Here is an 11,768-nt window from a genome sequence, read left to right on the forward strand (position 1 = left end):
TATTCGTAACATTTGACCAAAAATACTGCTATACTTGTTCACGGGATGCCTCCTTCAGGTGGTTGTTTTGTTGTTGCAAATAAATCAATTCTACCTGTTGGAGCTCCCTTCCCTTAAAACCTATTTTGGACAGATATGAGAATAAAAGCCGTGTCTTGACGGTGCGTTATTCCTGATGAAGAGTAATTTCACTAGACCTTTATGAATCAGTATATTGAAGCGGGAGGTTTTATAATGGCAAGACGAAAGAAATCACCTAAGCTTATAGATTTTAAGGTACTTATAGAACCCGATGAAACAGGTGGATATGTGGTATCTTGCCCGTCTTTATCCGGTTGTTTTAGCCAGGGCGATACACTGGAAGAAGCGCTTGAGAATATAAAAGAGGCTATTGAGCTTTGCCTTGAAGATATGAAAAAGCATGGTGAGCCCATACCGGCTACATCCCATTTACTGGTTGGTAGTGTCACAGTAGCTATATGAAATCAACTATTTCTAAGATTGAAAGACCAGAGGATTGTTCTATAGCCGTGAAATATGAAGACTCCAATTATCTCTGCCAAAGAAGCAATTAAGGTATTTGAAAAAATCGGCTATAAGGTTGTTCGTCAAAAAGGCAGTCATATTCGGATGCCCAACGAGAATAATCCATAAATACACCAGCCGTTAACGATTTCGGATCATAAAACCTTAAAACCTGGGCTTCTGAGGAAACTGATCCGTCAATCGGGTTTGACCGTTGAAAAATTCACCGAATTATTAAAAAGCTAGAAGACGCTCATAGTCGTTTGCCTCCTAAGAGTTATGAATCATTACTGATAGAATATAACTTCGCCTTTGCTCTAGTATTTAGACATAATGTTTTCGTAAAAGCTGTTATTGACTGAGCCAGGTTATTCAGTATTCCCGATGAGTTGACCTACCAGAACCTCTGCAATGTGCTTGGGTCGTCTTCCTACAAAGTGCTCGACCTGCTGGCGGCAGGAAACACCGGATACGGCGATTACCGTTTCTGGAGATGTCTGCCTAATAGCTGGGAAGAGGCGATCTTCTCCGATTCTCTTCGAGATTTCGTAGTGCTCCTTTTCATAGCCGAAGCTTCCGGCCATTCCGCAGCAACCGGCGCCGCTATCCCTGACCGAACAGCCGGAGAGACGGAGAAGCTCTAATGAGGGTTCACTGCCAATCAATGCCCTCTGATGACAGTGTCCGTGGAAGAAAACCGATTGGCTATTGGATTTCCAAGAGATATTGAGCCGCTTTTTTTTATGTAAATCGAGGAGAAACTCTTCCAATAGAAATGAGCTATCCGCCACAACTCTGACATCGTAGTCTCTAGGTAATAAATCCGGGTATTCATCCCGAAAGGTGAGGATACAGCTAGGCTCGGTACCGATGATTGGTATGCCTTTGCGAGCGTAGGTAGAGAGTAGCTCTACATTTCTGAGTGCACGGGAGCGTGCCGGTTCGACCATCCCTTTACTGAGCATCGGGCGGCCGCAGCACGCACGGTTGGGGACTAATATTACTTCAAATCCGGCGGCTTCGAGCAGCTTCACCGCGGCTTGACCGACTTCCGGATAATAAAAGCTAGTCCAGGTGTCGTGAAAATAGACTACTTTTCCACCAGCAGTTCTGGGTTTGATTGGCTGGCGATTGTAGAACCAATTAGTAAAAGTCTCACCGGCAAAGCGAGGAAATGAACGATTTGGATGAATATTCATCTGAGAAAGTAACCAGGGTGATAGGGAGTTATCTAAGATAAAGTTGGCCAGCGATGCAGAATGAGAGGAAATGCGGCTTATTTCATGAATATAGCCGAAGATACGGTCGCGGATAGTTAGTCCGCGAGCCGAGTGATAATGGGCCAAGAACTCGGTCTTCATCTTGGCTACGTCAACGCCGGAGGGGCATTCCCTCTTACACCCTTTACAGGCAAGACAGAGGTCATATACCTTATACATTTCATCGCTGGCTAATGCTTCTTTAGATAATCTTCCCGAGATAACCGCCCTAAGCGCATTGGCTCGCCCCCTGGTTGTGTCCATTTCATCGCGTGTGGCCATGTATGATGGGCACATTATGCCTTCTCCGATTTTCCTGCAGAGACCTTGACCGTTACACATCTCTACCGCCTGAGTGAATCCTTTATCCTTGGACCAATCCAGGTAAGTACTAATTTCTACTGCTCTGTAGTTTGTGGTGTATCGCAGGTTTTCATCCGGCATCGGAGCATCTACAACCTTGCCCGGATTGAGGAGTCCGCGCCGGTCAAAGGCGGTTTTCAACTCGCGCATTGCTTGATAAAGTGTAGGGCCGAAGAGTTTCTCATTGAGATAGCTTCGTTGTAAACCGTCTCCGTGCTCTCCGCTCATAACACCGCCATACCGTAGAGCTAGCTCGAAAGCCTGCTCTGTTAGCTCCTTCATGAGCGTTACACCCTGGGTTGCTTTCAGGTTGACGAGCGGTCTCACATGAAGGCATCCGGCGCTGGCGTGCCCATAGAACGCCGCTTTGGTTCCCAGCCTGTGGATCACATCAAGTATATTAGCTACATAGTTTGATAAATTTTCAACCGGCACGGACACATCTTCGATGCAGGGAATGGGCTTATAATTGTCTCGTTTACTCATCAGTAAGCCTAATCCTGCCCTCCTTACCCCCCATACATTAGCCTGATATTCCGGAGAAAGGGCGTATGCGCTGGAACATTTGACGTTCCTGCCGTTAAGATAAGAAACCAAGTCATGGGTCTTTTGTTCCACTTCCCTTTCTGTTTGACCATAGAACTCTACGGCCAAGATAGCTTCGGGGTCGCCTTCGACAAACGAGAGCATTGGGGAATATCCGGGGTGTTCTCTGGTAAGGCTGATGAGCATCCGATCGATCAATTCTATCGCCGAAGGATCTTTTTCGAGGATAACCGGCACGGCCTCCATGGCCGAGACCAGTTTGGTAAATTGTAAAAGCGTGAGCCCGGTATGAAGGGGCCTAGGAACCAAATTAAGTGTGAACTCTGTTGCTACGGCTAGCGTTCCTTCAGAGCTGGCAAGAAGTTGAGCTGGGTTGAAGGGACTCTTGAGAAGGTAAGGCAGGCTGTAGCCAGAAGCCCGCCGCCAGTGCTTGGGAAAATCTTTCTTGATGGCTTCGGCATAGCGGTTACGCAATTCAAGAAGATTCTTGTAGAGCCTTCCTTCGGCAGAATTTGTGTTGGCTTTGTTAGAAAAGCTAACCTCGTCTATAGCGTTTAGCCCTATCGTGCTGCTATCCGAGAGAACAACCTGAGCGGCTTTTAAATTATCTCCGGCCATTCCATATAGGATTGAGTGCGTGCCGGTGGCGTTATTTCCTATCACACCGCCCATAGTTGCCACTCTGGCGGTTGCCGGGTCCGGGCCAAACATAAGGTTGTGTCGTTTCAGATATCGATTAAGTTGTTCCAGGTATATACCGGGTTGTACTCGAACTGTGCCAGTCTCCGGGTTTAATTCCAGCACCTCATTCAAATACTTAGAAAAGTCGATCACCAAGGCATGACCCACGGCTTGACCGGCAAGGCTCGTTCCTCCGCCGCGTGGAAGTATAGGCACATTGTACCGGGCAGCGGTTTCTACCGTTCTTGCTACGTCCTCAACTGTTCTCGGAATGACCACACCGACAGGCTCAATCTGATAATTGCTGGCATCGGTACTGTAGAGAAACCGGCTGATGGTATCAAACCGGACTTCACCGTCTAGTTTCGTTTTAAGAGTGACTTCGAGGTCTCGGCGGAGGGAATCAGTGGGCATGATATAGAAAATCAGTATAACTGTCATGAGGAAGGTTAACTATGCTGGGAACATTGGATTCGATACGAGTTTTAGAAGGGGTAAATCAAATTTAGTTTGTGTTTTGTGCCTTATGAAAATTCAGACTAGAGTAGTGAGATTATATTTTTGTAAGGAACGCATGTATGCGTTCCCTACGCTTTATAGAAGCGTTGACCATGCTGAGCTAATATGTACAAGTATTGCAGTGCTTCTGCATTTACTTCTCGGATCAGGAAAAATGAATCGAGGGTTTAGGGTTATAAGTTTCTACGCGGTTTTGTAACCCAAGATGGAATGAGGGGAGTGCAATTGTACGCCCCTACTGCTCAATCCTCTCCTTCTTTGCTGAACGTCATGACCGTGTCATACGTGGTGGTTCTCTGAGCCGGTATGCGTCCGATCTCCCTGGTAAGGCGGCGGAATTCCTCGGGCGGAAAATACTGGCCATGATTTGCCCCGGCAGCGCGGGAGATATGCTCTTCCATCAAGGTGCCGCCGAAATCGTTGGCCCCGGCGGTTAAAGAGAACTGAGCGAACTCCGGCCCCTGTTTCACCCATGATACCTGGATGTTGTTTATCCATCCGCGAAGCATAAGCCTGGATACCCCGTACATCTTCAACTGCTCAAGGTCAGTAGGACCGGCCATTACCTTACCCTTGGATTTTCTAAAAAGCCTGGTGTTCCAGGGAATGAACCTTAGCGGAACAAACTCGGTAAATCCCCCGGTCTCTTTCTGAATATCCCTGAGTATCCCTATGTGTTTGGCCCAGTGGTGGGGCTTATCTAGATGGCCATACATTATGGTCGAGGTTGTCCTCATACCGGCCTTGTGTGCTTTTTTGACGATTCTAATCCAGTCATAGGTGGTAATCTTTCTTGGCGCTATTACCTTCCTCACCTCCTCGTCCAGGACCTCAGCGGCAGTGCCCGGGAAGGTATTGTGGCCGACATCCTTGAGCATCTCGATGAAGTCTTCTTCGGTCACGTTAAGGGTCTTTGCCCCGTAATATATCTCGAACGGGGAGAAGCAGTGTGTGTGCATGTCCGGCACGGCCTTTTTCACTGTTTTTATGAGTTCTATGTAGAATTTCCCGTCTATATCCGGGTGCATGCCTCCCTGCATGCAAACCTCGGTTGCTCCGTTTTCTCTGGCTTCTATCGTTTTTTGGGCAATCTCCTCCATGGTCAGGAAATAGGCCCGTTCATCCCCTTCCGGAGCCATAAAATTGCAAAAACCACACCAGACATCGCAAATATTGGTGAAATTAATATTGCGGTTTATGACATAAGTTATGACGTCTCCAACATCCTCTTTCCTGATTTCATCGGCGGCGATGGCTAGAAGGGAAATCTCGTCCGCATCCTGCATGTTGAAAAGATGCTCACCTTCTTCTACAGAAACCTCCTGTCCCACCAGGGCCTTGTTAACTATCTGAGCCGTTCTCCCGTTCACTCTCGACAGAAGGGAATCAAGACCGAGACTTCTATTTTCTTCTATTTTGTCCACTATCTCCTTAAGCTCTTCCATTTTCCTCTCCTTGGGTCTTAGATGAATTGGCCGGGGATACGTAGCCGTAATCATCCACAAAACCGTTCACCCGCTCCAAAACACTGTTACTCAGGAATTCCTCCCCAATAAATTCCGGATATACCGGTAACCTTTCTTTCAGGATAAAACCAAGCTCCTTAAGCTCCTTCTCCATCCTCTCTACCTGGGGCCAGGGAGCCTCCGGGTTAACGTAATCGATTGTGATAGGTGAAACTCCACCCAGGTCGTTAGCCCCGGCAAAAATAAAAAGAGAAAAGGTCCTTGAATTTAAATTGGGGGGAATCTGTACATTCATTCTTTCCCCGAATAAAAGCCGGGCAATGGCCACGGTTTTGAGCATATCCAGGAATTCCGGGGAGAGATGTCTTTCCATCAATATTCCTGGCTTAGGGCTGAAGTTCTGAATAATTATCTCCTGAATATGGCCGTATTCATCCGAAAGTTTCTTTATAGCGATTAACGAATCCACCCTCTCTTCATGCGTTTCCCCTATGCCCACCAGTATCCCGGAGGTCCAGGGAATCCTCAACTCGCCTGCATATTCGGTTGTCCTGATTCTAAGCTTGGGCACCTTATCCGGCGAACGGTAGTGTGCTTCGCCCTTCTTGAGAAGCCTGGTGCTTATTGTTTCGAGCATCAGTCCCTGGCTTGCATTCCATTCTTTGAGTGCGGCCAATTCGTCCCTATTTGCCACACCCATATTCGTATGGGGAAATATATTTTCCTTGAGACCGGCCTCGGACATCGCTACCAGGTATTCGGCAGTGGTTTTATATCCTATTTTAGATAGGGCGTCGCGATAAACCGGGTATTTAAGCTCCGGCTTGTCGCCGGTCACGAAGAGAAGCTCGGTGCATCCGAGCCTAGCTCCTTCCCTGGCAGTGTCAAGGACCTCCTCCGGAGGTATGAATAGTTCACCCTCTTCCGGTTCAATCTTGAAGGTGCAATAGCCGCAGTGGTCGCGGCAGAGCCGGGTAAGGGGAACAAACACGTTTTTGGAGAAGGTTATAGTATTCCCTTTACCCTTTTCCCTGACCCGGGATGCAGCATAGAGCAAGAAGGGGAATTCCTGGCTATCCAGTTCCAGGAGAAAAAGGGCGTCTTCTTTGTCTATTGTCTCGCCATAAACGGCTTTATCTATTATTTTTTCCAGCCGCGGGGACGGAATCTTTAACGGGTTCGGCGAAATGCCGAATGAGCCGAACGCTCCTCTTAACCTGCCTGAGCCAAGTAAGCCTTCCGTCTCACTTACATAGGTATTCATCATTTTAATTTTTTTTCTCTTCTATATGTGCACTTTAAGCGGTTTTTTTACTGCCTAGATTCACTTATATTCGCATAAGTAGATGGTCTTTGTCAAGTCTTTTGGCTGTTCCAACCTGGCCTTTTTGCCTCGGAATAAGCGTCTGGTTACTTGACATCTATACCACGCTACATTTTACTTAACCGTGGCCAACCAAATTGATTTTCGGGAGCGGTTTCACATTCTATCAAATAAAAAGCGTTTCACTAAAGGAGCAATGAATGGGGTATGAGTTAGAGCGTTCCGTAGCTATGGAGGCGGTGCTCAAGGCATCAAGGTTGTGTCAGTCGGTAAGGGCTTCGCTAGTGTCCGAGGAGACCATAGCCAAGAAGGACAAGTCCCCGGTCACCGTAGCCGATTTCGGTGCTCAGGCGGTAATAAGCCTAGAACTCAGGAGGGCTTTTCCTGACGACCCCATAATGGCGGAGGAAGACGCTGCTACCCTTCAAACGCCTCAGGCGAAGGTCATAATGGAGAAGGTTTTCGAGCATGTGGACGCGGTGATACCCGGTTTGGGGGAAGATGCGGTAGTGTCGGCAATTGACTACGGCAGTCATGCAGGCGGTTCACAGGGTCGATTTTGGACAATTGACCCTATTGACGGAACCAAAGGGTTTTTACGGGGAGAGCAATACGCGGTGGCCCTTGCCCTCATCGAAGACGGAAGGGTGATTCTCGGGGCGCTGGGATGCCCCAACTTTCCTGTAGACCCAAATAATCCGGAAGGGGATAAGGGTTGTCTGTTCATGGCCGTCAAGAATCAGGGAGCGATGATGCGTTCATTAGGTGATTCTATGGAAACTGCAATTAGGGTTACACAAATCGACGATCCCTCCATTGCTTCTTTTTGCGAGTCGGTAGAATCCGCTCACTCTTCTCATAGCGACGCGGCGCTCATCTCACGGATGCTCGGAGTCACTACTCCCCCGATTCGCATAGACAGCCAGTGCAAGTATGCCGCTTTGGCCCGGGGCGACGCATCTATTTACATGAGGCTTCCTACCAGCAATGACTACGTGGAAAAGATTTGGGACCATGCTGCCGGCTGGATTATAGTGAAGGAGGCTGGCGGAGAGGTTACGGATGTCTACGGTAAGCCGCTCGATTTTTCGTTGGGGCGAGAACTACGGCATAACACCGGTGTCCTGGGGACTAACGGCAAGCTTCACCCTAAGGTAGTGGATGCGGTCAGGCGGGTTTTGGAATCTAAGGTGTGAATAAAGTCATAGATTCAAAACTATTCCGGAATAAATTAGCTTATTTTGGAGCGTAACCATCTCTAAACAGGGTGGTCTTCATCCTTGAGTAATTCTTAATGACGTCCAGAAATCACACTTGTCCAAAATAAGGGATTGCATCGCCACAAAAAGAAAGGATAGAATTTCTTGAGGTGTTCGCCCTTCGACTCCGCTCAGGACGAACGGGTCTTTTATTCCTAATTAGCAGCGGATGCGTGCATCCGCTCATTCCTTCCCCGATTTAATCGGGGATCGACTCAGGACAGGCTCTGAGCCCCGTCGAAGGATGCCAATGTACTTATTCGGAACCCTATCCAGCTTGTCGAAGGGATAAATTTCACGACCGACGCAATCCCCCCTTTCTAGGACTAATGTTATCAGGACTTACATAACAAACATAAAGAAGGCAATTTGATTTGAAATTAGGCTTTTTATCCGTCTAAAAGTCTTATTTCACAGGGATGAGTTTTCTGATTATTTTGAACAGTGGTGTTCAAAAAGCCTAATTAAGTTGAGATGGTTTGCAATGTCGTTTATAATAACATTTGCTTAGTTCTGATTCTCCAAACGTTACTTCTCTCAAGCTAGTTCTCCGGGGAATTTCACTATCCTCGCAATAAATAGAAAAAGGAGAGAGATCATGGGTGATTTTCACCAGGCCGAAGTTATTTCCACATTACACAGGCTGAAGAAGGATAACGTCGAAAAATTAGAAGAAGAGTTGAAGGAGGATTCTGAACTCCGTCCGATTGCGCTTGTTCTTCCGTGTCTTTATTCGGAGTTACAGGGGCAGGCTTTAAAAAACATCTTAGAGGATTTGAAGAATGTAGATTATCTTAGTGAAATAGTGATAACCCTAGGAAGGGCGAGCGAGGCGGAGTTCAAGCATGCTAAGGATTTTTTCTCCATCCTTCCTCATAAGGTGAAAATAATATGGGATGACGGCGAAGGGGTACGCTCTCTTTTCCGACTATTAGAGGGAAACGGGCTTTACACCGGTGAACCGGGAAAGGGAAGGGCAGCCTGGATCGCTTATGGATATGTGCTGGCGGAAGAATCCAGTGAGGTCATAGTACTACATGACTGTGACATTATTACCTACAGTAGAGAACTCCTGGCCAGGTTGTGTTATCCGGTTGCAAACTCGAACCTGGATTTTGAATTTTGTAAAGGCTACTATTCAAGGGTAACCGACCGAATGTACGGCCGGGTAACCAGACTCTTTATCACACCGATCGTAAGAGCGTTAAAGAAAATCGTGGGGCACCTCCCATTTCTGGTGTATTTGGACAGCTTCAGATATCCGCTTGCCGGCGAATTCTCGATGAAAGCGGACCTGGCCAGGGTAAACCGTATCCCTTCCGATTGGGGATTGGAAGTGGGGATGCTCGCCGAGGTTTTCAGGAATGTTTCCCCGAAGCGCATATGTCAGGTCGATCTTTGTGACAACTACGAGCATAAACACCAGAGTTTGTCCACCGATGACCCCCAGGGCGGGCTTCTAAAGATGTGCATAGATATATCAAAATCACTTTTCAGGACGCTAGCTGCGGAGGGAGTAGTTTTCTCCGAGGGATTTTTTAACACCTTGGTTGTAACCTATCTGAGAACGGCACAGGATGCTATAAAGGTGTATAGCGACGATGCGGCGATAAACAGCCTCTATTTTGATAGACACGAAGAAGCAGTTGCCGTAGAGACCTTCGTTAAAGGAATAAGGATAGCTAGCAAGAGTTTCTTCGAAGATCCGCTTGGTGCGCCGCTCATACCAAACTGGAACAGGGTAACTTCGGCAATACCCGATTTTCTCGATCAACTAAAACAGGTAGTAGATGAGGATAATGCCCAGTGATTTTCTGGTCTTCACCGATTTGGACGGGACGCTCCTTGATTACAGCTCTTATTCTTTTGAAGCGGCGATACCGGCGCTTCGACTTATCGGCTCAAAAAACATCCCTCTCATAATATGCACCAGCAAGACCAGGGCGGAAATAGAGCTTTATAGGAGTCTACTGGACAATCAAGCACCTTTCATCTCCGAAAACGGCGGGGCTATCTTTATTCCCGACTCATACTTTCCTTACGACTTCGACTATGACAAAGAGGTGGATGGCTACAAGATTATTGAACTTGGAACCCCTCATAACACATTGATCGAGGTTTTAAACTCGATAAAAAAAGACGCGGGAGTCAATCTCAAAGGTTTATCGGAGATGACTATTGAAGAACTTTCGGAGGTCTCCGGACTAAATAAGGAGGAGGCCGGGCTGGCTCGAAAGCGTGAATACGACGAGCCCTTCATCACATACGGAGATGAGGGGGATAAGGAGCGGGTGAAGAAAGAAATAACCAGAAGGGGGTTTAGGCATACGGAGGGTGGGATATTCCAACACATCATGGGTGAGAACGATAAAGGTGGGGCCGTTAAGACTCTCATCGATATTTTCAAGGTAAAGTTCTCCGGGCTAAAAACTATTGGTATAGGGGACAGCCTTAATGACCTCCCTATGCTTGAAGCGGTCGATATTCCTGTGCTCGTCCAGAAGCCCGACGGCCAATATGACCCAAGAATAAAATTGGATAATTTGATCCTTGCAGAAGGAGTGGGACCCGAAGGATGGAACAAGGTTGTTTTAGGTTTATTGGAATGAGCCGGTGATTACTTAGGGCCGGTGACATATACCGTTACCACCAGCCAGTCTAGGTAGTTCATTTAATTAAAGTTCTTATCATTTGGATGCATGGTATTACCGCCCCAGCCAGAGCCTCATTGATTCATCAGTGGCTGATTCGGTTAAATGGGAAGATTGATTTCTTTTCCTGCTTCGGAGGATTTATAAGCCGCGACTATTATCTCCAGTGCGGCACGTGCGTCCCTTCCGGTTATCGCCGGCTCCCTACCTTCGATTATGGACATTATGAATTCATCTATCAGTCTATCCACATCTACCCTCCACCAGTTTACCGATTCGGTTTTTTCCTGGTCGAAGATCTTGAAGTCATGATAGGGTTTATCTACGATCATGGCCTTTTTTGAGCCCAGTATCTCAAACTTGGCATCTAGATGGGTGGGAAAACCCAGGGGATTTACCCAGCCTGCGGAAATCGTCCCGATGATTCCGCCCTCAAACTCAATAAATACGGTGCCGAAATCGTCTACCGGAATTTCTGTGTGGACCTTTCTTCCTATATCTGCATAAACCTTCTTTGCCGGTCTTCCAACCAGCCACATTAACCCGAAGACGGCATGTATTCCGATGTCGGCAAATCCACCAAACCCGGCCTTTTCTTGGTCCAGGAACCAAGAGGTATTGAGCCCCTTTATTACCGTGGGAATTTTACCATACTTGGTAGCGTTCAGGTGGTATATATTTCCAAACTCGCCGCTTTCTATCATCTCCTTCATCCGGATAACGCCCAGTTGATAGGGAGGGTTGAACGGGACCATCAGCTTAACATCGCTGTCTTCGGCGATGGATATTATCTCATCTGCTTCTTCGAGATTTGTGGCAATAGGCTTATCGCACAGGATATCGATACCCCTCGGCGCCACTTTCTTGACGACCTCCAGGTGTCTCGATGGTTCCGTTCCGATATAAACAGCGTTTAATCCTTCTTCCTTGGTAAGCATCTCGTCTAAGTCTTCATAGTATCTGGCCTTAAACCTTTCCGCATCTTTTTTGGATAAATCCCTGTTTATTCCGATCGCCGCTATAGAGTTTAGTGCCACTTCTTTGTGACCGGCGATGGTGGGAGCATAACGAAGGATGTGCGGATGGTCGTAGCCTATTATTCCGAACTTAAGCATGACTAATGCACCTCCATTTAGCCTCGGACTCGGTTTCTCTCTTAGGGGGATAAGAGAGAA

9 protein-coding genes are annotated in these 11,768 nt (G+C 47.3%); 5 read left to right on the plus strand and 4 right to left on the minus strand.

The window, feature by feature from the left end; genetic code table 11:
* Positions 1–234: 234 nt before the first annotated feature.
* On the plus strand, positions 235–483 hold the full coding sequence (locus tag VNN20_12840; protein ID HWP93073.1) for a type II toxin-antitoxin system HicB family antitoxin: 249 nt from the start codon (positions 235–237) through the stop codon (positions 481–483).
* 54 nt (positions 484–537) lie between these two features.
* Positions 538–654: a type II toxin-antitoxin system HicA family toxin gene (locus VNN20_12845; protein HWP93074.1), complete on the plus strand. Its 117-nt coding sequence runs from the start codon at positions 538–540 to the stop codon at positions 652–654.
* 239 nt (positions 655–893) lie between these two features.
* Here the strand turns inward: VNN20_12845 and VNN20_12850 are convergent, their stop codons facing one another.
* From VNN20_12850 to cofG, 3 genes are all read right to left on the minus strand, one after another.
* Positions 894–3,788 carry an FAD-linked oxidase C-terminal domain-containing protein gene (locus VNN20_12850; GenBank protein HWP93075.1) on the minus strand — a complete coding sequence of 965 codons (2,895 nt, stop codon included), beginning with the start codon at positions 3,786–3,788 and terminating at the stop codon, positions 894–896.
* 347 nt (positions 3,789–4,135) lie between these two features.
* On the minus strand, positions 4,136–5,338 hold the full coding sequence (cofH, locus tag VNN20_12855; protein ID HWP93076.1) for a 5-amino-6-(D-ribitylamino)uracil--L-tyrosine 4-hydroxyphenyl transferase CofH: 1,203 nt from the start codon (positions 5,336–5,338) through the stop codon (positions 4,136–4,138).
* Positions 5,325–6,626, minus strand: a complete 1,302-nt coding sequence (cofG, locus tag VNN20_12860) for a 7,8-didemethyl-8-hydroxy-5-deazariboflavin synthase CofG (protein ID HWP93077.1) — start codon at positions 6,624–6,626, stop codon at positions 5,325–5,327. The genes cofH and cofG overlap by 14 nt, the downstream gene beginning before the upstream one ends.
* Positions 6,627–6,883: 257 nt before the next feature.
* Between cofG and VNN20_12865 the strand changes: the two genes are divergently transcribed.
* The 3 genes from VNN20_12865 to VNN20_12875 all read left to right on the plus strand — a co-directional run bounded on the left by VNN20_12865 (position 6,884) and on the right by VNN20_12875 (position 10,551).
* A complete protein-coding gene (locus tag VNN20_12865; protein ID HWP93078.1) occupies positions 6,884–7,879 on the plus strand; it encodes a 3'(2'),5'-bisphosphate nucleotidase in 996 nt (331 codons plus the stop codon).
* Positions 7,880–8,540: 661 nt separating this feature from the next.
* Positions 8,541–9,752, plus strand: coding sequence for a glycosyl transferase (locus VNN20_12870; protein ID HWP93079.1), 1,212 nt, complete (start codon positions 8,541–8,543; stop codon positions 9,750–9,752).
* Positions 9,742–10,551, plus strand: coding sequence for an HAD-IIB family hydrolase (locus VNN20_12875; GenBank protein HWP93080.1), 810 nt, complete (start codon positions 9,742–9,744; stop codon positions 10,549–10,551). The genes VNN20_12870 and VNN20_12875 overlap by 11 nt, the downstream gene beginning before the upstream one ends.
* Positions 10,552–10,694: 143 nt before the next feature.
* Here the strand turns inward: VNN20_12875 and VNN20_12880 are convergent, their stop codons facing one another.
* Positions 10,695–11,708 carry a Gfo/Idh/MocA family oxidoreductase gene (locus tag VNN20_12880; protein ID HWP93081.1) on the minus strand — a complete coding sequence of 338 codons (1,014 nt, stop codon included), beginning with the start codon at positions 11,706–11,708 and terminating at the stop codon, positions 10,695–10,697.
* Positions 11,709–11,768 lie beyond the last annotated feature (60 nt).

The organism is Thermodesulfobacteriota bacterium (genome assembly GCA_035559815.1).
Classification (GTDB): Bacteria; Desulfobacterota_D; UBA1144; order Nemesobacterales; family CSP1-2; genus DATMAT01.

Bases quoted from the DNA above. Each gene is read 5' to 3' on its own strand.
- cofH (HWP93076.1), bottom strand. From the start codon at position 5,338: ATGGAAGAGCTTAAGGAGATAGTGGACAAAATAGAAGAAAATAGAAGT.
- cofG (HWP93077.1), bottom strand. From the start codon at position 6,626: ATGATGAATACCTATGTAAGTGAGACGGAAGGCTTACTTGGCTCAGGC.
- VNN20_12845 (HWP93074.1), top strand. From the start codon at position 538: ATGAAGACTCCAATTATCTCTGCCAAAGAAGCAATTAAGGTATTTGAA.
- VNN20_12880 (HWP93081.1), bottom strand. From the start codon at position 11,708: ATGCTTAAGTTCGGAATAATAGGCTACGACCATCCGCACATCCTTCGT.
- VNN20_12870 (HWP93079.1), top strand. From the start codon at position 8,541: ATGGGTGATTTTCACCAGGCCGAAGTTATTTCCACATTACACAGGCTG.
- VNN20_12840 (HWP93073.1), top strand. From the start codon at position 235: ATGGCAAGACGAAAGAAATCACCTAAGCTTATAGATTTTAAGGTACTT.
- VNN20_12850 (HWP93075.1), bottom strand. From the start codon at position 3,788: ATGCCCACTGATTCCCTCCGCCGAGACCTCGAAGTCACTCTTAAAACG.
- VNN20_12865 (HWP93078.1), top strand. From the start codon at position 6,884: ATGGGGTATGAGTTAGAGCGTTCCGTAGCTATGGAGGCGGTGCTCAAG.
- VNN20_12875 (HWP93080.1), top strand. From the start codon at position 9,742: ATGCCCAGTGATTTTCTGGTCTTCACCGATTTGGACGGGACGCTCCTT.